Origin of the sequence: Pseudolabrys sp. Root1462 (assembly GCF_001426945.1) — a bacterium.
GTDB lineage: Bacteria > Pseudomonadota > Alphaproteobacteria > Rhizobiales > Xanthobacteraceae > Pseudolabrys.
Genome location: NZ_LMFS01000001.1, coordinates 3,203,643 through 3,222,510, shown reverse-complemented (window position 1 = coordinate 3,222,510; position 18,868 = coordinate 3,203,643). Strand labels below are relative to the sequence as shown.

Below are 18,868 nucleotides of genomic sequence, written 5' to 3'. Positions count from 1 at the left end.
CGGTTCTCTCCAACTTTTTCCCTACGCAATCACCCGTAGCCGCGCCAGCCTTGTTTGCGCATGACGGGCGGGACACAATCGAAGGCAACAGCCCGTCGCAGCGCAGCAAAATTGCCGCGCGCCCCGGAGAGAGAGGGAACGCCATGAACGCCACGACCAGCCGCTATCACCAGATCTACGCGCAATGGCGCACGGATCCGGAAGGCTTCTGGCGACAGGCCGCCGAGGCGATCGACTGGATCGAAAAGCCGAAGACCATCTTCGACAAGGATGCCGGCATCTATGGCCGCTGGTTCCCGGATGGCGTGTGCAACACCTGTTACAATGCACTCGACCGTCAGGTCGCGGCCGGGCGCGGCCAGCAGGCGGCGCTGATCTATGACTCGCCGGTTACCGGCCAGAAAATCACCTACACCTACGGCCGCATGCTGTCCGAGGTGCAGATCCTCGGCGCCATCCTCACCGATTTCGGCATCCGCAAGGGCGATACCGTCATCATTTACATGCCGATGGTGCCGGAAGCGGTGTTCGCGATGCTGGCCTGCGCACGCGTCGGCGCCGTGCATTCCGTGGTGTTCGGCGGCTTCGCGCCCAAGGAGCTCGCTACCCGCATCGACGACTGCAAGCCGAAACTGATCCTGTCGGCGAGCTGCGGCATCGAGGGCCAGCGCGTCATCGCCTACAAACCGCTGCTCGATGAGGCGATCAAGCTCGCGAACCACAAGCCGGACAAGTGCATGATCCTGCAGCGCCCGCAATGCGAGGCGCGCCTCACCGACGGACGCGATCACGACTGGCGCAAGACCTGGGAGCACGCCGTCAACTACGCCAAGACGAGCGAGTGCGTGCCGGTGAAGGCGACCGATCCGCTGTATATTCTCTACACCTCCGGCACCACCGGCATTCCCAAAGGCGTGGTGCGTGACAATGGCGGCCACATGGTCGCGCTGAAATGGTCGATGAAGAATCTCTACGACATCGACCCCGGCGAGGTGTGGTGGTGTGCCTCAGACATCGGCTGGGTGGTCGGCCATTCCTACATCGTCTATGCGCCGCTCTTACACGGCGCGACTTCGGTGATGTACGAGGGCAAGCCGGTCGGCACGCCGGATGCGGGGGCGTTCTGGCGCGTCGCCTCCGATCATGGCGTTGTGTCGCTGTTCACGGCGCCGACCGCCTTCCGCGCCATCCGCAAGGAGGACCCGGACGCCAGGCTGCTCAAGCAGCACGATCTGTCGAAATTCCGCGCGCTGTTCCTCGCCGGCGAGCGCGCCGACCCGCCGACGCTGGAATGGGCCGAACAGGTGCTCGGCGTGCCGGTGATCGATCACTGGTGGCAGACGGAAACCGGCTGGTGCATCGCCGGCAATCCGCTCGGCCTCGGCCTGTTGCCGGTGAAGCATGGCTCGGCCTGCGTGCCGATGCCGGGCTATCAGGTCGATGTCGTCGATGAAGCCTGTCACCCGGTGCCGGCGAACAAGATCGGCTCCATCGTCATAAAGCTGCCGATGCCGCCCGGCGCGTTTCCGACGCTATGGCAGAACGACGAACGCTTCCGCGAAGCCTACACCACGGAATTTCCCGGCTACTACAAGACGGCGGACGCCGGCTACAAGGACGACGACGGCTATATCTTCGTCATGGGCCGCACCGACGACATCATCAACGTCGCCGGCCATCGCCTGTCGACCGGCGGCATGGAGGAGGTGCTGGCCGCGCACAAGGATGTCGCCGAATGCGCCGTGCTCGGCGTGCGCGACAACCTCAAGGGCGAAGTGCCGTGCGGCTTCATCGTGCTCAAGGCCGGCGTCGATCGCGATCACGCGACGATCGAGAAGGAGATCGTGCAATTGGTGCGCGACAAGATCGGTCCGGTGGCGGCGTTCAAGCTGGTCATCACCGTGCAGCGGCTGCCGAAGACGCGCTCCGGTAAAATACTGCGCGGCACCATGAAGAAGATCGCCGACGGCGATCAGTGGACCATGCCGGCGACGATCGACGATCCGGCCGTGCTCGGCGAAATCGGCGACGCGCTGAAGGGCCACGGGGTGGGGAGTTAATTAGCCCGAAACGCCTAATTTAAACTCATGACGGAGTGCGGCATTCCGCGGGGATACCGTCCGCGCCGCCTTCCGCCAATTGACATCACCCCGCCCGGCCGCGCAGATACGCGCAACATTCCGCATCACACTTCACTGAAAGACTTCGCCGATGGACATCGTCGTCAAGGATTCGAACGGCACGCCGCTCAGCGAAGGCGACACCGTCACCGTCATCAAGGATCTGAAGCTGAAGGGCTCGTCCACCGTCATCAAGCGCGGTACGGTGATCAAGAACATCCGCTTCAACGGCAGCGAAGACGAGATCGAAGGCCGCACCGACAAAGTGAAGGGCCTGGTGCTGCGCACCGAGTTTCTCCGCAAGTCCTGATCGTCTTCACGAGACCGAAATCCGTTCTCAATTTTCCTGCCGGCCGGTCCGCCGAAGGGTTTCGATCCTGGGGCATGCGCAGGCTGCAGACGCAGGGGCGTCGTTCGACGTCCCGGAGGCCGCGGCGGTCGCCCGGAGACATGGCGAGCCCACACCCTTTGGACTGCAGTCGGGGCCGGGGAGGTCGTTTTCCAGGAGGAGGGGCGCGATCAAAGGGTGCGCAGCCAGATGCGCTCCGCACTGCCATCTGCGCGCATGGTTAACCTCCGCGGTGCCGCGTAAAACTCCCTAGCCTTTGTTATATCAGAGAAAATTTGCCGGGAGGGAACCCGCGGGACGGGCGCGCGCAGGACGCGTCTGCGTTGTGCGCGCATTGTCGTTCGCCGCACATTCAGGTACATTAACGACTTGTTAAGTATGTAGCGTAACCTGGAGTTAACGGTCATGTCCGTCGCCTCGTACGACGACCACGCCGCGCTTATTAACGAGAACCTCCACAATCAGCCGCTTCCACCTCTGCCGCGCGGCATCATCGTCGGCGGTCCGAAAGTGCGCGCCAAGCAGCGCGAGAGCATGCTGCTGTTCTTCATCTTCATGGCCGGCTCGATCGCCGGCGTGTACTGGGCAGTGACGCAAGGCCTGACCTGGGTCGAATGGTCGATGTTCGCGCTCGGCTACATCGTGACGACGCTCGGTCTCGGCATCACCGTCCATCGCATGCTGGTGCACCGCTCGTTCAAGTGTGGCCCGATCACCAAGTTCGTGCTCTGCGCCATGGGCCAGCTGACTTGCCAGGGTTCGCTGTTGAAGTGGGTCGGCAATCACCGCCGCCACCATCTCTACACAGACGACGTCGGCGACTGTCACTCGCCCCACATCGACAGCCACGGCCGCCGCTTCACCAACAAGCTGCGCGCCTGGATGTACGCCAACAATGGCTGGCTGTTCGACGACACGCTGACCGACAACGACGTGTTCGCCAAGGACATGCTCGAAGACAAGATGGTGATGTTCTTCACCCGCACGCGCTGGTTCTGGTACTTCCTGTCGATGGTCGGTTTCCCGGCGATCTGGGGCTATGCCTTCGGCGGCTGGCACGCGATGGTGGGCTGCATCCTGTTCGCCGGTTTCCTGCGCACTTATCTCTCGGTCATGGCGACCGCGACGGTGAACTCGGTGTGCCACAAGATCGGCTATCGCCGCTTCGACGACGCCAAGGATGAGTCGACCAACAACCTGATCATGACGGCGCTGACCTTCGGCGAAGGGCTGCACAACAACCATCATCGATTCCCGCGCGACGCTTATCTGTCGCACGCCTGGTACGAGTTCGATCTCAACGGCCTGATCATTCTCGGACTCGAGAAGCTGGGCCTCGTCTATGACGTCTTCCACGCTTCCAAGGTGCACAAGGCGGCGCAGGATCAGACCAAGCTCGCGGCATAATTCCTGAGCTGACACGAACTCCAGAAGCTGACCGGCCGGGCGGAAGCCCGGCCGAATTTTTTTGTTCGGCGCTATCCACGCCGCAAAAGAAAACGGCCGGGTTTTGCCCGGCCGTTTTGAATTGGCGATGCGGCGGAGAAGCTTACTCCTCGTCGTCGTCCTGCCCCTTGCCGCCGATCTGCTTGAGCTTGGCGAACACGGCGTTGACGTCCATGTCGCCGCTGGCCTTTTCCTTCTCTTCGGCGGCGGTGGCGACTTCGGCTTCCTTGCGCGTGGTCTCCGCGGCCGGCAGCAAGGTCGCGCCGGCATGCGCCGCCTGCGGCTTCTCCTTGTTGGCGCGTCCGACTTCCATATCGAGCTCGATCTGCGAGGTGAGGCCGAGCGTCACTGGATCCATCGGCGCCAGGTTGGCGGCGTTCCAGTGCGTGCGGTCGCGGATCGCGGCGATCGTCGACTTGGTGGTGCCGACGAGGCGCATGATCTGCGCGTCCTTGAGTTCGGGATGGTTGCGCACCAGCCACAGGATCGCGTTGGGGCGATCCTGGCGGCGCGACACCGGCGTGTAGCGCGGGCTCTTCTTGCCGCTGGCGCTGCCGGTCAGCGGCACCTTGGGATCGACCAGCTTGAGCGAGGCCGCCGGATCGGCTTCCGCCGCGGCGATCTGCTCGCGCGTCAGCTGGCCGGTGGCGACCGGGTCGAGGCCCTTGATGCCCTGAGCGGAATCGCCGTCGGCGATGGCTTTGACCTCGAGCGGGTGCAGCTTGCAAAATTCCGCGATCTGGTCGAACGACAGCGCGGTATTGTCCAGAAGCCACACGGCCGTGGCTTTCGGCATCAGGGGGGCTGCGCTGGCCATAAGGCAAATCTCCTCTAGCGCTCCGGCCGAGAAATCCTCGCGGCCCGGAGCAAAGATCATCGGCGATGATCGGAAAGTGCCGCGAATATAAGGTCCCAGACCGGGCGGCGCAACCGTTCCGGCTTGACAGGAAAGGCCCATCAACCCCATGTCGGGGCGGGCGAACCGGCCGGAAAAGCCGGGTTTTATCGAGGTTCCGATGGCCATCCAGGGCGAAAACAGCGTAGCCAGCGGTGCCGCGAAACCGGCGCTGAAGGTGATCCTGTGCTCGCCCCGCGGTTTCTGCGCCGGGGTGGTCCGGGCCATCGATTCGGTCGAGCAGGCGCTCAAGATCTACGGGCCGCCGGTCTATGTCCGGCACGAGATCGTCCATAACCGCTACGTGGTCGAGAGCCTGCGCGCCAAGGGTGCGATTTTCGTCGAGGAGCTTTCCGAGGTGCCGGAAGGCACCAAAGCGCCCGTGATCTTCTCCGCCCATGGCGTGCCCAAGGCGGTGCCGGACGAAGCCGCCGGCCGCAATCTGTTCGCGCTCGACGCCACCTGTCCGCTGGTCACCAAGGTGCACCGCGAGGCCGAGATCCACTACCGCCGCGGCCGCGAGATCGTGCTGATCGGCCATGCCGGCCATCCGGAGGTGATCGGCACCATGGGGCAACTGCCTGTGGGCGCCGTGAGCCTGATCGAAACGCTCGAAGACGCCGACCGCTTCGCGCCGCGCGACGCCCATCAACTGGCTTACGTGACGCAGACCACGCTGTCGGTGCAGGACACTGCGGCGATCGTCGAGCGGCTGAAGCAGCGCTTCCCGGCAATCGTCGGCCCGCACAAGGAAGACATCTGCTACGCCACCACCAACCGGCAGGAAGCGGTGCAGCGCGTCGCCCCGATCGTCGACGCGCTGATTGTGGTCGGCGCGCCGAACTCGTCGAATTCGCAGCGCCTGCGCGAAGTCGCCGAGCGCGCCGGCTGCCGTCACGCCGCGCTGGTACAGCGCGCCGCCGATATCGACTGGAACGATTTCGGCAACATAGCGAGCCTCGGCATCACCGCCGGCGCTTCGGCTCCGGAAATCCTGGTCGAGGAAATCATCGACGCCTTTGCCGCGCGCTTCAATGTCAGCGTCGAAACCGTCTCAGCGGCGGAGGAGGGCGTGTTTTTCCCGCTGCCCCGCGCGTTGCGCGAGAACCAGGCGGCGGAGTAACGCCGCATGGCCGTCTATACCGACGTCTCGACCGACGATCTGTCGCGCTTTCTCGCCACGTACGACATCGGCGATTTGCTGTCCTACAAGGGTATCGCCGAGGGCGTCGAGAATTCGAACTTTCTGGTCCATACCTCGCAGGGCAATTTCATCCTCACGCTTTATGAAAAGCGCGTGGCGGAAGCCGACCTGCCGTTCTTTCTTGCGTTGATGGAGCATCTGGCCGCGCGTGGGCTCACCTGCCCGCAGCCGGTGAAGAACAGGCAAGGCGTTGCGCTGGGCGTGCTCGCCGGCCGACCGGCGGCGATCGTGACTTTCCTCGAAGGCACGTGGATGCGCCGACCGAGCGCCAAGAACTGCGCCGCGGTCGGCGAGGCGCTGGCGAAGTTGCATGTCGCGGGCAGCGATTTTGCCATGAAGCGCCCCAACGCGCTGTCGGTGGCGAGTTGGCGGCCGTTGTTCGAGCATGCCGGTCCGCGCGGCGACGACGTGCATCCCGGCCTGTGCAACGAGATCGTTAACGAGCTGGGTGTTCTGGAAACCTCCTGGCCGCGCGATCTGCCGCAGGGCGTCATCCACGCCGATCTCTTTCCAGACAACGTCTTCTTCCTCGGTGAGACCTTGTCGGGGCTGATCGATTTCTATTTCGCCTGCACCGACACGCTGGCCTACGACGTCGCCATCTGCCTCAACTGCTGGTGCTTCGAGCCGGACTCGTCCTACAACGTCACCAAGGGCCGCGCGCTGCTGAAGGCTTATCAGGCGGTGCGGCCGCTGTCGGCAGCCGAACGCGATGCGTTGCCGATCCTGGCGCGCGGCGCGGCGATGCGCTTTCTGCTGACGCGGCTGGTCGACTGGCTGTCGGTACCGGAAGGCGCACTGGTCAAGCCGAAGGATCCGCTCGAATATTTTCGCAAGCTGCGATTCCACCAGACGGTGCGCAGTGCGAGCGACTATGGATTGGACGCATGATCCCGGAAAGTCGTCATCGGTTTTCCGACAAGATCATGGGCAAAGAAGAGCCATGAGTGATCAGCGTGTCACGATCTATACGGACGGCGCCTGTTCGGGCAATCCAGGCCCTGGCGGCTGGGGTGCGATCCTCACTTTCGGCGATACTCGCAAGGAAATGTTCGGGGGCGAAGAGCACACCACCAACAACCGCATGGAACTGATGGCGGCGATCGCGTCGCTGGAAGCCTTGAAGCGGTCATGCACCGTCGACCTGCACACCGACAGCCAGTATCTGCGCAACGGCATCATGAGCTGGATCCATGGCTGGAAGCGCAACGGCTGGCGCACCGCCGACAAGAAGCCGGTGAAGAACGTCGATCTTTGGCAGCGGCTCGATGAGGCGCTCAAGCCGCACAAAGTGGAGTGGCACTGGGTCAAGGGCCACGCCGGCCATCCGATGAACGAGCGCGCCGATGAACTGGCGCGCGAAGGCATCGTCGCCGCCCGCGCCGGCGCCAAGGGCGCGATGAGCAAGACGTAGAGAAACGGCACTCGTTAATTCGTCATGGCCGGCCTCGTCCCGGCCGCTGCCCTTTTCTCCCACCACTTTTGTGCTCTGATTTTCTCAACTGATTCGTTTTTTACAGTTGAGAGTTCCAATGCCCTGGTTCCGCAATCATTATGTCTGCACGGTCTGCGAAGGCCATTGGCTCGCCGAAGCGGCGGAATCTGACGCCGCCAACTGCCCGCATTGCCGGACCTTCGACGTGGCCCCATACCGCAGCGAGGACTTCTCGCGCGTGATCGATCGCGACGGCACACGATTTGTCGTCATGCAATGCACGAAGGTGACCAAGCGCGGACCCAATTGGCGCGCGGTGAAGCGGTTCGACACGCGCGAGGCGGCGCGGGCGTTTCTGGCGGGGCGGTGACGGAGGGTTACGCCGCCTCGAACTGCAGCTTGGCCAGCCGCGCATAGAGGCCGCCCGATGCCGAGAGCTGCGCGTGGGTGCCTTCCTCGACGATACGGCCCTGGTCGATCACCAGGATGCGATCGCAGGACAGCACGGTCGCCAGCCGATGGGCGATGACGATCGAGGTGCGTTGCTGCATTAGTTGCGTCAGCGCCTTTTGCACCAGGGTCTCGCTTTCAGCGTCGAGCGACGAGGTCGCTTCGTCGAGTAGAAGCAATGGCGCGTCGCGCAGGATGGCGCGGGCAATCGCAATGCGCTGGCGCTGGCCGCCGGACAGTGTAATGCCGCGCTCACCGAGTTGCGTATCGTAGCCATCGGGCAGTCGGTCAATGAACTCGGCGGCGTGGGCCGCTTGCGCCGCGCGCCGCACCTGATCATCGCTGGCGTCGGGATTGCCGAAACGGATGTTGTCGGCAACGCTGGACGCGAACACCACGGCATCTTGCGGCACCAGCGCGATGTGCTGGCGCAGGTCGGCGGGATCGGCCTGCGGCAGGTCGACGCCGTCGAAGCTGATCCTGCCGCTTTTCGGATCGTAGAAGCGCAGAATCAGGTGAAAGATGGTGCTCTTGCCGGCGCCGGAGGGGCCGACCAGCGCCAGCCGCTCGCCGGGCTTGACCGTGAATGACAGGTCGTCGAGGACCGCGGTCTCGGGCCGTGTCGGATAGGCAAAACGCACGCGGTCGAAGGCGACCGCACCGCGCGCCGGCGAGGGCAGCGCCACCGGCTTCGCCGGTGCCTTGATCTCAGGTTCGACGTCGAGGATTTCGAACAGCCGCTCGGCGGCGCCGGAAGCCTGCGCGATTTCGCCCCAGACCTGGCTGAGTTCGCCGAGGCCGCCGGCGGCGAACACGGCGTAGAGCACGAACTGGCCGAGCCGGCCCGGCGTGATGTCCCCGGCCAGCACGTCCTGCGCGCCGACCCACAGGACAAGCACGATGCTTCCGAAGATCAGGAACAGCGCGATCGCCGTGAGGATCGAGCGGGCCTGGGTAGCGCCGCGGGCGGCTTCGTAGGCGCCTTCGACCGCGCGGGAAAACCGCTTGCGCGCCATCAGTTCATTGGTGAAGGCCTGCAGCGTGCGGATCGCGCCGATCAGTTCACCGGCATAGCTCGAGGCGTCGGCCAGCGTATCCTGCGCGGTACGGCTCTTCTTGCGCACCGCGCGGCCATAACCGACGAGCGGCAGCACGATGATCGGGATGGCGCCGAGGACGAACAGCGACAGGCGAGGGCTGGTCACCACCATCATCGCCGCGCCGCCGATGAACAAAACCAGGTTGCGCAGCGCGATCGACACTGACGCTCCGACCGCCGACTTGATCTGCGTGGTGTCGGCGGTGAGCCGCGAGATCATCTCGCCGGTCTTGGCCGTATCGAAGAAGCTCGACGAGAGGCGCGTCAGATGGGCGAAGACGTCGGCACGCAGGTCGGCAACGATGCGCTCGCCGAGCGTGGTGACGAGGTAGTAGCGCATGGCGCTCGACACCGCGAGCACGCCGACGACAGCGATCAGCACGCTGAAATAGGAGTTGATCATCTCCACCGCTTGGGCGGAGAAGCCGAAATCGATCATTCGGCGGACTGCGATCGGCACCACCAGGGTGGTCAGTGCGGCCACGACCAGCGCGACCAGGGCGGCCGCGGCGCGGCCGCGGTAGCGGCCCAGATAGGGAACGAGCCTTCGAAGCGGCTTGACGTTGACCCGGCGGGTTTGAGCGGGAGCTCCCGGCAGCGGAGTTCCCAAACCCCGTCCTTCACTGGCAAAACTCATGAGACGTGACGCCTTTTCGTTCTTTCTGACGCAAGTCTTGCCCGAAAACCGGCTTCCCGCTTTTCGGAATCTTGCGCTAAAACGCCTCGCCCTGGCGTCGGATGCCCCGGATACCGCGGACCATGCCCCGAGGTCTTGTCATGGGTCAATTCCGGCGGCTTGCCGCAGTGGGTTCAATCATGTATAGAGCCCGCCAATTCCAAGCCATTTTGACCGAATTTCGGGACGCCGACCGGCCCCGACCCAGTTTGACGGAACCCTAAGATGAAGGCCGATATCCATCCCGACTACCACACCATCAAGATCGTCATGACTGATGGCAGCGAATTCACCACCCGCTCGACCTGGGGCAAGGACGGGGACACGATGAATCTCGACATCGATCCCAAGTCGCACCCGGCCTGGACGGGCGGTCAGGCTCAGATCATGGACCGCGCCGGGCGCGTGTCGCGCTTCCAGAAGAAGTTCTCGGGCTTCCTCAAGGAAGACAAGAAGTAAGGCGCTATCGCCTCGCCAAAGAAAAACCCCGGGTTGGACCCGGGGTTTTTTTGTGCGTTCGCGCTGCGGACGGAGCGTCGTTCAGAAGCTGTCCTGATTGAAGGCCGCCTTCAACAGACCGAGCTGATGCTCGACCGGATTGATCGACGGGGCCTGCTCGGCCGGCAAAGTGTGAATGGTGGTGTCGAGGCGGCGCACCTGCATCTTCAGCTTCTGGGCGCGGTCGATGAGATCGCGCAGCCGCGCCGGCAGGATCGCCATGTTGTTCGGGTCGTGGTTGTCCATGGTGGACAACTTCACCTTGGTCTTTTCCTTGTTGGCCTGGGCCAGCGACATCTCGCCTTCCTTCACCGCGCGGTGCAACAGCAGCCAGGACGCGATCTGCATCAGGCGGGTCGTCAGACGCATGCTCTCGGTGGCGTAAGCCAGTGCCGCGGCGCGGCTGAGATCCTTGGATTCGGCGCGGCCCGGTCCGTCGAGATAGGTCGCGGTTTCCTCGACCAGCGCCATGCCGTCGCGAAACAGAAGTGAGAATGCTTGCGAGTTGGCGAGCCGCTCGCCGAACGACACCGGTGCCGGCGAATTAACCATGCTTTGTTCAGACATAACCTACGCCTCACTCAACGCTGACGCGACACCTGTCACTCGTGCTGGGCGCGTAATTCGGGGCGCCCTCACTTTGCCGTTGCCGCTTTTTATCGGTTCAGACGGCGCCGTTCACGATTGAGTAAGCATGCGCGGGTGTGGCCGTCCTGTCCATATGCTGGCGTCACAAAGCTTGCGACATAGTTGCCACGGCTGGTTAAACCACAGCTCAGATCGGTCCCTTGCGCCAAAACGGTACAGAACAGGCGGGTTTTCAGGCGTTAACTATAAATGTGACGGCGTTAATCAAAAAAAGAGCCGCCAATACTGGCGGCTCAGTAAGATAACAGGGAGGCGTCAAACAGAGTGGACAGGAGCCACTCAAGTCCATGAAGATGGACAGAAATGAGTAATAGTCGGGAAAGCTTAATGTGGCGTTAAAGAAGCCCGCCAAGACGCCAGTACACGCGGCTTCCGGTCTCTTCGGTTACCTCTTTATAAACACTGGTGTTTATAAATTTCAGCGCTTGAAGAACTGGTCGGCGGCGGCGCGCTTGTCGCGCTTGCGCACCATGTCGGCCTCGAGCCGTTTTATTTCGTCCTGCAGCAGGGCGACCCGCGCCATCAACTCGTCGACGGACAACAGGCTGAGATCCTGTCCGATCTCGTGCGCGATTTTTTTCTTCGGCCGTTCGTCTTCGTCGAAAATGGGCATGGCTCGTCTCCTGATCGAGCCGAAACTAGCGGCCGCGGCCCGGGTTGTCACACTGCCGTCGCCTGCCTAAACAGAATGCCGAATGTCTGGCCGTTCAGCCGCTGAAAGGATCCCGAATGTCCTCGATTCCGTCCCGTATGACCGCCATCGGCATCAAATCGCCCGGCGGACCCGAGGTGCTTGTCCCGGAACAGCGCGACGTGCCGCAACCGGCGGCGGACGAGGTGCTGATCAGGGTGGCGGCCGCGGGCGTCAATCGGCCGGATGTGGCGCAGCGCCAGGGCGTTTATCCGCCGCCGCCGGGCGCGTCGGACATTCCCGGGCTCGAGATCGCCGGCGAGATCGCCGCGGTCGGGTCAGCGGTCAAACGCTGGGCGGTCGGCGATCGCGTCATGGGCTTGGTCTCGGGCGGCGGATATGCCGAGTACTGCATCGCGCATGTCTCCCACATACTGCCGGTGAGTGGCATGCCGATGGTCGAAGCCGCGGCGGTGCCGGAAACCTTCTTCACCGTTTGGCATAACGTATTCGAGCGCGGCGCCCTCAAGGAGGGCGAGACCCTGCTGGTCCACGGCGGTTCATCCGGTATCGGCACCACGGCAATTCAGCTTGCCAAGCATTTCGGCGCGCGGGTCTTCGTCACCGCCGGTTCGGAGGACAAGTGCGAGGCCTGCCTCAAGCTCGGCGCCGACCTGGCCATCAATTACAAGACCCAGGACTTCGTTGCCGAGGTCAAAAAGGCGACTGAAAAGCGAGGTGTTGAACTCATACTCGACATGGTCGGCGGCGACTACATCGAACGCAATTACGAAGCGGCCGCGGTCGAAGGCCGCATCGTGCAGATCGCATTCCAGGGTTCGCCGAAGGCCACGGTGGATTTCCGCCGCCTGATGCTCAAGCGGCTGCATCACACCGGGTCGACGCTGCGCGCCCGGGCGGTCGCCGACAAAAGCGCGATCCGGGACGCCATCGAGACCCGCGTTCTCCCGCTTCTGGCGTCGGGCTCGGTGCGCCCGATCATCTACAAGACCTTCCCGTTGCGTGAGGCCGCCGCGGCGCACGCATTGATGGAATCGAGCGCCCATATCGGCAAGATCGTGCTCGAGGCCTGATCGGCGGCTGAAAAAGGCCGGCCGAGCCGGGTATTGCCGCAAAGCGCGCGAATATCGTGCGTTTTCGCGGTAAGCCCATCGGCCGCCACAATCATGGTTAATCGCTAAGTGCTTGCCCGCGACCCCGATGGCCCGCTACTCATCATGGCTGGGCGGGGGGCTGGCGGATTGGCCAGCCGGAAGGATGGGTAAGTTTTGAAGAGTGCCGTGCACGGATTGGTGACTGCGCTCGTGCTCGCTGTCGCGCTGGCGGCGAGCGCCACCGCGCATGCCGTCGAAGCCGTCAATGTCCGCCTCGATACTCCGGCCATCGATCTCACCGCGGCAACCCAGCAGCAGCGGACCGAGGGCGACCGCATCCAGGTCTCCACCGCGCCCGGTCCCGATGGCATCGTCCGCCGCATCGAAGTGCGCGCCCGCGAAGCCAACAACAACTGGGCGGTATTCGCGCTCACCAATAATTCAGACGAGCAGATCGACCGCCTGATCGTCGTCCCGCATTACCGCATGGTCGGCTCCGGGCTGATCTGGCCGGATCTCGGCCTTTCGCGTGTCGTGGGCATCACGCCATCCTCCGGCGATCGCCCCGTGCGCCAGGAGAGCACCGCGGCCGATATCTTCCGCGTCACGCTCGACCCGGGCACCGTCATCACCTTCGTCGCCGAGCTTCGCACCAACAAGCTGCCGCAGATCTATCTGTGGGAGCCCGACGCCTACAAGGACAAGGTCAACTCCTTCACGCTCTATCAGGGCATCGTCATCGGCATCGCCGGCCTGCTGGCGCTATTCCTCACCATTCTCTTCGTGGTGAAGGGTTCGGTGATGTTTCCTGCTGCCGCGGCGCTTGGCTGGGCGGTGCTGATCTACATCGGCATCGATTTCGGCTTCTGGGGCAAGGTCTTCGACATGTCGGCCGGCGCCGAGCGCGTCTGGCGCGCCTCGGGCGAGGCAATCTTGTCGGCGACCTTGCTGGTGTTCCTGTTCGCGTATCTCAATTTGTCGCGCTGGCATGTGCGCTATGCGCACATCACCATCGCCTGGCTGGCGGCGCTCGGCGCGCTGGTCGCGGTCGCGGTATTCGATCCGGCCATCGCCTCGGGCATCGCCCGCATCTCGCTGGCCGGCATCGCCGTGCTGGGGCTGGCGCTGGTCATCTATCTATCGACCCACGGTTTCGATCGCGCCGTGCTGTTGATCCCGACCTGGATCCTGCTCGTGGTCTGGACTTTCGCCGCCGGGCTTGCGGTGACCGGCGCGGTCACCAACGACATCATCGGCCCCGCGCTGCTCGGCGGCCTGGTGCTGATCGTCATGCTCATCGGCTTCACGGTGATGCAGCACGCCTTTGCCGGCGGCATCACCCACGGCATCGTGTCCGATGTGGAACGGCGCGCGCTGGCGCTGACGGGCGCTGGCGACATGATCTGGGACTGGGACGTCTCCGCGGACAAGATCTTCACCAGTCCCGAGACCGAGCAGGCGCTTGGGCTGAAGCGCGGCTCGCTAGAAGGTCCGGCGGCGAACTGGCTCGACATCCTGCATTCGCTAGACCGCGACCGCTTCCGCACCTCGCTCGACAGCGTGCTGGAGCAGCGCCGCGGCCGACTGACCCAGGATTTCCGTCTGCGCTCCGCCGACGGTCATTATGTCTGGTTCACCCTGAAAGCTCGTCCAGTCGTCGGCTCCGACGGCGAAGTCGTTCGCGTCGTCGGCACCCTGACCGATGTCAACGACTTCAAGAATGCCGAAGAGCGGCTACTGTTCGACGCCGTGCATGACAATCTGACGGGCCTGCCGAACCGCGAATTGTTCATCGACCGCATGGAAGCGGCCTTCGCCTTTGCGCGCTCCGACAGCAATATCCGCCCGTCGGTGATGGTGATCGACCTCGACCGCTTCAAGCAGGTCAACGACTCGGTCGGTATCGCCGTTGGCGATTCAATTCTGCTCACCATCGCCCGCCGCCTCGGCCGCCTGCTCAAGCCGCAGGACACGCTGGCGCGTTTGTCCGGCGATCAGTTTGCCGTCATCCTGCTCTCAGAGCGCGAGCCGGCGCGCATTGTCGCCTTCTCGGAAACGCTGCGCCGCGCGTTGCGCGCGCCGATCGTGTTCAACGACCGCGAAATCTTCCTCACCGCATCGATCGGCCTTGCGCTCGCCGAGGGCGCGCCGCATCGCACTGAAGAACTGCTCAAGGACGCCGAACTGGCGATGTACTACGCCAAGCGGATCGGCGGCGACCGCATCGAAATCTTCAAGCCGGCGATGCGCGCGCGCAAGACGGATCGCCTGACGATGGAATCCGAGCTGCGCCGCGCCATCGAGCGCCAGGAAATCAAGGTGCTGTTCCAGCCGATCGTCCGTCTCGAGGACCGTGCCATTGCCGGCTTCGAGGCGCTGGCGCGCTGGGATCATCCGAAGATGGGGAGGTTGTCGCCGGCCGAGTTCATCTCGATCGCGGAAGAGATCGGTCTGATCGTCGACCTCGGCCTGTTCGTGCTCGATCACACCGCCAAGCAACTGTCGCATTGGCAGGCCGAACTACCGAAGGGCCATGAGCCGGTCTTCGCCAGCGTCAATGTCTCGTCGCGTCAGCTTCTGCGTCACGACCTCATTCAGGACCTGCGCGGAGTGCTGTCGCGGACGCCGCTGACGCGCGGCACGCTCAAGCTCGAGATCACCGAGTCGCTGGTGATGGAGAATCCCGAGCATGCGGCGCAGATGCTGAGCCGTATCAAGGAGCTCGGCGCCGGCCTGTCGCTCGACGACTTCGGCACCGGACATTCTTCGCTGGCCTATCTGCAGCGTTTCCCGTTCGACACCATCAAGATCGATCAGTCCTTCGTGCGCACGACGTCGCGGGGGACGCGCCCCGTGCTGCTGCGCTCGATCATCGCGCTCGCCCACGACCTAGGGATGGAGGTCGTCGCCGAAGGCGCGGAGACCGACAGCGATGCGGTCGAGCTCTATCAGATGGGCTGCGAATACGCGCAGGGCTTCGCCTTTGGCGAGCCGATGACCTCGGAAGAGGCGCTGGACCTGCTGATCGAAAAGCCGGCGCGTCCGCGAACGCTCAAGATCGCCTCGGAGTAAAGCTCCCGAGATCAGGCGTGCCCGGCCTCGTTGGACAGATGGCTGAGGTCGATGCCGATCTTGCGCAACGCCTTGTCGTACTTGCCGGTGGTGTCCTTGCCGAAGATCAGTTCGGTATCAGCCGAGCAATGCAGCCAGCCGTTCTGCTGAATCTCCTGCTCGAGCTGCCCCGGCGCCCAGCCGGCATAGCCGAGCGCGAGGATCGCGCTCTCCGGACCCTCGCCGTGGGCGATCGCCTTGAGAATGTCGAGCGTCGCCGTCAGACAGACATCCTCGTCGATCGGCAGGGTCGAATTCTCAATGAAGAAATCGGCCGAGTGCAACACGAAGCCGCGGCCGGTTTCGACCGGTCCGCCCTTGAGCACCTTCACGTCGCCGGCTTCGACCGGCAACTGGATGCGTTCCTCGGCCGGGATGACTTCGAGCTGGACCAGGAGATCGGGAAACTTGATGTTGCTGGCCGGCTGATTGACGACGATGCCCATCGCGCCTTCGCTCGAATGCGCACACACATAGATCACCGCGCGGGCGAAGCGCTCGTCGCTCATCGCCGGCATCGCGATCAGCATCTGGCCGTCGAGATAGCCGCGCGCCTGCGGCGCCGCCGACGCCGTGGAGCGGCGGGAGGCTTTCCGAGGTGCTTTGCCGGTGCGCGATATTGTCATTGTTTAATGCTATCCGATCGGCCGTTCTTTGCCAACGAAGCGGCGATGCAAATAGCGGGCCTGTGACACTGCATTCTGGCGCAGAAATGTGGCAAAAAACGCCGTCGCGTCCGCGAAATTGCCTAGAACCTGTTCAGGGTTGCTCACGATGAATTCAATGGCGCGGGGCGGACTTCTTCCATAAAGGCTGACGATATGAAATTTGATCGTTGCCATGCCGCGCTCTGGGCCGCGGCGTTTCTCCTTGTGACCCTCCAGCACGCGCCGGCGCGAGCCGAGAATGCGTCGGCATGGAGCCAGGATACCAAGTCGGCGGTGCGGCTGATCGGCGGCACCAGCAAGAGCGGCGCGCCGCTGCGCGCCGGCATCGAAATCAAACTGCAGCCGGGCTGGCATACCTACTGGCGCTACCCCGGCGACGCGGGCGTGCCGCCGCGCTTCGATTTTTCCGGGTCGGACAATGTAAAGTTGGCGACCGTAAGCTTTCCGGCGCCGCACCTGTTCACCGACGAGACCGGTAGTTCGATCGGTTACAAAGACGGCGTGATCTTTCCGGTCACCATCGTGGCCAAGGATCCGGCCAGGCCGGTCAACGCCCGTCTGAAGATCGAATATGCGGTGTGCGAGAAGATGTGCATTCCCGCCGAAGGCAAGGCGGAGCTTGCGATCGCGCCGGGGCCGGGCACCGAGGACACGGCGCTGACCGAAGCGGAAGCGCGCGTGCCGAAGAAGGTATCCGCTGCCGACATCGGCCTGACGGCGCGCCGCGTCAACGACGCGGCAAAGCCGCTGGTCGCCATCGATGTCATTGCCCGCGACCAAGGGCCGATGCAGATTTTCGTCGAGGGGCCGGGGCCGGAATGGGCCTTGCCGATCCCGAAGCCGGCGCCCGGCGCGCCGACCGGCCATCGCCACTTCGCTTTCGATCTCGACGGCCTGCCGCCGGGCGTGAGTCCGAAAGGCTCGTTCGACCTGACCTTCACCGTGGTCGAGGGCGGCCGCGCCATGGAAGTAACGACCCATCTCGACTAACGGGCGTCGGCGGCCTAGGTTGTCGCCCGGTATCACAATCCGCCAAGCGAGAGGAAACCCATGGCTATCAAGGTCGGCGACAAGCTCCCATCGGCAACGTTCCGCGTCATGACCGGCGAAGGCCCCAAGCCGAAAACCACCGACGAGGTATTCAAGGGCAAGAAGGTGGCGCTGTTCGCGGTGCCCGGCGCCTTTACGCCGACGTGCTCGAACCTGCACATGCCGAGCTTCCTCAACAACATCGCCAACTTCAAAGCCAAGGGCGTCGACTCCGTGGCCGTGGTGGCGGTGAACGACCCCTTCGTCATGAAGGCCTGGGCCGAGAAGAGCGGCGGCGACGGCAAGATCGAATTTCTCGCCGACGGCAGCGCCGAATTCACCAAAGCGGTGGGTATGGAATTCGACGGCGCGATGCCGGTGCTTGGCCTGCGCTCCAAGCGCTACTCGATGTTCGTCGAGGACGGCACGGTGAAAGCCCTCAACGTCGAAGAGGGCCCCGGCAAGTGCGAGCTGACCAGCGGCGACGCGCTGCTGAAGCAGATCTGAGACGAGGCGACAGGCCCGGCCGCGCCCGTCGCGGCCGGGTTTTCCATGCGACCGCCGCACCGGTCGGAGAACACGATGGCCGACGTCAGTGACGAGGTGATGCGCGACCTGGCGCCGACCGGCAGACTGCGCGCCGCGATCAACTTCGGCAACACCGTGCTGGCGCAGCGCGGCCCGAACGGCGAGCCGCGCGGTGTCTCGGTCGATCTGGCGGCGGCGCTGGCGAAACGGCTCGGCGTGCCGGTCGACTATGTGACGTTCGAGGCCGCCGGCAAGGCGTTCGAGGCGATCGCCGGCGGCGCGGTCGATATCGGCTTCGTCGCCATCGACCCCGAGCGCGCGCAACAGATCGATTTCACCGCGCCCTATGTCGTCATCGAAGGCACCTACATGGTGCCGGCGGATTCGCCGCTCAAGGATGTCGGCGACGTCGACAAGCCGGGCGTTCGCATCGGCGTCGGCCTCAACTCGGTCTACGATCTTTTCCTGAGGCGCGAGATCAAGCATGCCACGCTGGTTCATGCCGCGGTGGGCGGCGCCTCGGCCGGCGTGCCGGTGTTCGTCGAGCAGAAGCTTGAAGCCGCTGCCGGCGTGCGCCAGGCGCTCGATGCCTACGCCAAGGATCATCCCGACGTTCGCGTCATGACCGGCAGCTTTCAGCAGATCCGCCAGGCGATGGTGACGCCGAAGAACAAGCCGGCCGGGCTCGCTTATCTCAAGCGCTTCGTCGAGGACATGAAGGCCTCGGGCTTCGTGGCCGATGCGCTCAGGCGCAGCGGCATGGGCGAAGTGTCGGTCGCGCCGCTGGAGCGGTGAGGGGAGCGGCGGGCCGTCGATCATCGCAATTACCCCCCGCTCGCTATCGCTCGCGACCCTCCCCACAGGGGGAGGGCAAAAGTAGGAGACAGACATGCGTCATCGCCCGCATTGTTTGGTCGGCCCCGGGCAGGCCGCATTCCCAAGCTGCATTTCCAGCCCCCTTTGAAG

At 64.0% G+C, this 18,868-nt stretch carries 19 protein-coding genes; 13 read left to right on the top strand and 6 right to left on the bottom strand.

The window, feature by feature from the left end:
• The first annotated feature begins 143 nt into the window (after positions 1 to 143).
• The 3 genes from ASD45_RS15595 (at position 144) to ASD45_RS15585 (ending at position 3,876) form a co-directional block, all read left to right on the top strand.
• A complete protein-coding gene (locus ASD45_RS15595; protein WP_056912320.1) occupies positions 144 to 2,060 on the top strand; it encodes a propionyl-CoA synthetase in 1,917 nt (638 codons plus the stop codon).
• Positions 2,061 to 2,211: 151 nt separating this feature from the next.
• Positions 2,212 to 2,430, top strand: a complete 219-nt coding sequence (locus tag ASD45_RS15590) for an alkylphosphonate utilization protein (RefSeq protein WP_056912319.1) — start codon at positions 2,212 to 2,214, stop codon at positions 2,428 to 2,430.
• Positions 2,431 to 2,874: 444 nt separating this feature from the next.
• Positions 2,875 to 3,876 carry an acyl-CoA desaturase gene (locus tag ASD45_RS15585; protein ID WP_082540873.1) on the top strand — a complete coding sequence of 334 codons (1,002 nt, stop codon included), beginning with the start codon at positions 2,875 to 2,877 and terminating at the stop codon, positions 3,874 to 3,876.
• Positions 3,877 to 4,018: 142 nt separating this feature from the next.
• Here the strand turns inward: ASD45_RS15585 and ASD45_RS15580 are convergent, their stop codons facing one another.
• A complete protein-coding gene (locus ASD45_RS15580; protein WP_056912318.1) occupies positions 4,019 to 4,732 on the bottom strand; it encodes a cell cycle transcriptional regulator TrcR in 714 nt (237 codons plus the stop codon).
• A 199-nt stretch (positions 4,733 to 4,931) separates the two neighbouring features.
• Between ASD45_RS15580 and ispH the strand changes: the two genes are divergently transcribed.
• From ispH to ASD45_RS15560, 4 genes are all read left to right on the top strand, one after another.
• On the top strand, positions 4,932 to 5,933 hold the full coding sequence (gene ispH / locus ASD45_RS15575; protein ID WP_056912815.1) for a 4-hydroxy-3-methylbut-2-enyl diphosphate reductase: 1,002 nt from the start codon (positions 4,932 to 4,934) through the stop codon (positions 5,931 to 5,933).
• Between the two features lie 6 nt (positions 5,934 to 5,939).
• On the top strand, positions 5,940 to 6,905 hold the full coding sequence (locus ASD45_RS15570; RefSeq protein WP_056912317.1) for a homoserine kinase: 966 nt from the start codon (positions 5,940 to 5,942) through the stop codon (positions 6,903 to 6,905).
• 52 nt (positions 6,906 to 6,957) lie between these two features.
• Positions 6,958 to 7,428 carry a ribonuclease HI gene (gene rnhA, locus ASD45_RS15565; protein ID WP_056912316.1) on the top strand — a complete coding sequence of 157 codons (471 nt, stop codon included), beginning with the start codon at positions 6,958 to 6,960 and terminating at the stop codon, positions 7,426 to 7,428.
• A gap of 118 nt (positions 7,429 to 7,546) precedes the next feature.
• Positions 7,547 to 7,819, top strand: coding sequence for a hypothetical protein (locus ASD45_RS15560; RefSeq protein ID WP_056912315.1), 273 nt, complete (start codon positions 7,547 to 7,549; stop codon positions 7,817 to 7,819).
• A 7-nt stretch (positions 7,820 to 7,826) separates the two neighbouring features.
• On the opposite strand, the gene ASD45_RS15555 is transcribed toward ASD45_RS15560, so the two are convergent.
• Positions 7,827 to 9,635 carry an ABC transporter transmembrane domain-containing protein gene (locus ASD45_RS15555; RefSeq protein ID WP_056912314.1) on the bottom strand — a complete coding sequence of 603 codons (1,809 nt, stop codon included), beginning with the start codon at positions 9,633 to 9,635 and terminating at the stop codon, positions 7,827 to 7,829.
• Positions 9,636 to 9,899: 264 nt separating this feature from the next.
• Here ASD45_RS15555 and rpmE point away from each other — a divergent pair, with 264 nt between their 5' ends.
• Positions 9,900 to 10,133, top strand: coding sequence for a 50S ribosomal protein L31 (gene rpmE / locus ASD45_RS15550; RefSeq protein WP_056912313.1), 234 nt, complete (start codon positions 9,900 to 9,902; stop codon positions 10,131 to 10,133).
• A gap of 81 nt (positions 10,134 to 10,214) precedes the next feature.
• Here the strand turns inward: rpmE and ASD45_RS15545 are convergent, their stop codons facing one another.
• Positions 10,215 to 10,739 carry a DUF1465 family protein gene (locus ASD45_RS15545; RefSeq protein ID WP_056912312.1) on the bottom strand — a complete coding sequence of 175 codons (525 nt, stop codon included), beginning with the start codon at positions 10,737 to 10,739 and terminating at the stop codon, positions 10,215 to 10,217.
• Positions 10,740 to 11,238: 499 nt separating this feature from the next.
• Entirely contained in the window at positions 11,239 to 11,433 is a 195-nt protein-coding gene (locus tag ASD45_RS15540; RefSeq protein WP_056912311.1) for a DUF1192 domain-containing protein, read from the bottom strand.
• A 116-nt stretch (positions 11,434 to 11,549) separates the two neighbouring features.
• Here ASD45_RS15540 and ASD45_RS15535 point away from each other — a divergent pair, with 116 nt between their 5' ends.
• Both ASD45_RS15535 and ASD45_RS15530 read left to right on the top strand, forming a co-directional pair.
• Positions 11,550 to 12,545: an NAD(P)H-quinone oxidoreductase gene (locus ASD45_RS15535; RefSeq protein ID WP_056912310.1), complete on the top strand. Its 996-nt coding sequence runs from the start codon at positions 11,550 to 11,552 to the stop codon at positions 12,543 to 12,545.
• A 207-nt stretch (positions 12,546 to 12,752) separates the two neighbouring features.
• Positions 12,753 to 15,638: an EAL domain-containing protein gene (locus tag ASD45_RS15530; RefSeq protein ID WP_056912814.1), complete on the top strand. Its 2,886-nt coding sequence runs from the start codon at positions 12,753 to 12,755 to the stop codon at positions 15,636 to 15,638.
• Between the two features lie 11 nt (positions 15,639 to 15,649).
• On the opposite strand, the gene ASD45_RS15525 is transcribed toward ASD45_RS15530, so the two are convergent.
• Both ASD45_RS15525 and ASD45_RS23580 read right to left on the bottom strand, forming a co-directional pair.
• Positions 15,650 to 16,303, bottom strand: a complete 654-nt coding sequence (locus ASD45_RS15525) for a YqgE/AlgH family protein (protein ID WP_056912309.1) — start codon at positions 16,301 to 16,303, stop codon at positions 15,650 to 15,652.
• Between the two features lie 9 nt (positions 16,304 to 16,312).
• Positions 16,313 to 16,519 (bottom strand): hypothetical protein, encoded by a 207-nt coding sequence (locus tag ASD45_RS23580; RefSeq protein WP_056912308.1) that lies wholly within the window; start codon positions 16,517 to 16,519, stop codon positions 16,313 to 16,315.
• On the opposite strand from ASD45_RS23580, the gene ASD45_RS15515 reads away from it, so the two are divergent.
• The 3 genes from ASD45_RS15515 (at position 16,499) to ASD45_RS15505 (ending at position 18,697) form a co-directional block, all read left to right on the top strand.
• The gene (locus ASD45_RS15515) at positions 16,499 to 17,335 is read left to right on the top strand and encodes a protein-disulfide reductase DsbD domain-containing protein (RefSeq protein WP_082540872.1); all 837 of its coding nucleotides are present in this window, start codon (positions 16,499 to 16,501) and stop codon (positions 17,333 to 17,335) included. The two genes, ASD45_RS23580 and ASD45_RS15515, sit on opposite strands and share 21 nt — an antisense overlap.
• A gap of 60 nt (positions 17,336 to 17,395) precedes the next feature.
• Positions 17,396 to 17,881 carry a peroxiredoxin gene (locus tag ASD45_RS15510; RefSeq protein ID WP_056912306.1) on the top strand — a complete coding sequence of 162 codons (486 nt, stop codon included), beginning with the start codon at positions 17,396 to 17,398 and terminating at the stop codon, positions 17,879 to 17,881.
• Between the two features lie 75 nt (positions 17,882 to 17,956).
• Positions 17,957 to 18,697, top strand: a complete 741-nt coding sequence (locus ASD45_RS15505) for an ABC transporter substrate-binding protein (RefSeq protein WP_056912305.1) — start codon at positions 17,957 to 17,959, stop codon at positions 18,695 to 18,697.
• Positions 18,698 to 18,868: the final 171 nt, after the last annotated feature.

Coding starts and splice junctions, on each gene's coding strand:
- ASD45_RS15595 (WP_056912320.1), top strand. CDS start 144: ATGAACGCCACGACCAGCCGCTATCACCAGATCTACGCGCAATGGCGC.
- ASD45_RS15590 (WP_056912319.1), top strand. CDS start 2,212: ATGGACATCGTCGTCAAGGATTCGAACGGCACGCCGCTCAGCGAAGGC.
- ASD45_RS15585 (WP_082540873.1), top strand. CDS start 2,875: ATGTCCGTCGCCTCGTACGACGACCACGCCGCGCTTATTAACGAGAAC.
- ASD45_RS15580 (WP_056912318.1), bottom strand. CDS start 4,732: ATGGCCAGCGCAGCCCCCCTGATGCCGAAAGCCACGGCCGTGTGGCTT.
- ispH (WP_056912815.1), top strand. CDS start 4,932: ATGGCCATCCAGGGCGAAAACAGCGTAGCCAGCGGTGCCGCGAAACCG.
- ASD45_RS15570 (WP_056912317.1), top strand. CDS start 5,940: ATGGCCGTCTATACCGACGTCTCGACCGACGATCTGTCGCGCTTTCTC.
- rnhA (WP_056912316.1), top strand. CDS start 6,958: ATGAGTGATCAGCGTGTCACGATCTATACGGACGGCGCCTGTTCGGGC.
- ASD45_RS15560 (WP_056912315.1), top strand. CDS start 7,547: ATGCCCTGGTTCCGCAATCATTATGTCTGCACGGTCTGCGAAGGCCAT.
- ASD45_RS15555 (WP_056912314.1), bottom strand. CDS start 9,635: ATGAGTTTTGCCAGTGAAGGACGGGGTTTGGGAACTCCGCTGCCGGGA.
- rpmE (WP_056912313.1), top strand. CDS start 9,900: ATGAAGGCCGATATCCATCCCGACTACCACACCATCAAGATCGTCATG.
- ASD45_RS15545 (WP_056912312.1), bottom strand. CDS start 10,739: ATGTCTGAACAAAGCATGGTTAATTCGCCGGCACCGGTGTCGTTCGGC.
- ASD45_RS15540 (WP_056912311.1), bottom strand. CDS start 11,433: ATGCCCATTTTCGACGAAGACGAACGGCCGAAGAAAAAAATCGCGCAC.
- ASD45_RS15535 (WP_056912310.1), top strand. CDS start 11,550: ATGTCCTCGATTCCGTCCCGTATGACCGCCATCGGCATCAAATCGCCC.
- ASD45_RS15525 (WP_056912309.1), bottom strand. CDS start 16,303: ATGACAATATCGCGCACCGGCAAAGCACCTCGGAAAGCCTCCCGCCGC.
- ASD45_RS15515 (WP_082540872.1), top strand. CDS start 16,499: ATGAAATTTGATCGTTGCCATGCCGCGCTCTGGGCCGCGGCGTTTCTC.
- ASD45_RS23580 (WP_056912308.1), bottom strand. CDS start 16,519: ATGGCAACGATCAAATTTCATATCGTCAGCCTTTATGGAAGAAGTCCG.
- ASD45_RS15510 (WP_056912306.1), top strand. CDS start 17,396: ATGGCTATCAAGGTCGGCGACAAGCTCCCATCGGCAACGTTCCGCGTC.
- ASD45_RS15505 (WP_056912305.1), top strand. CDS start 17,957: ATGGCCGACGTCAGTGACGAGGTGATGCGCGACCTGGCGCCGACCGGC.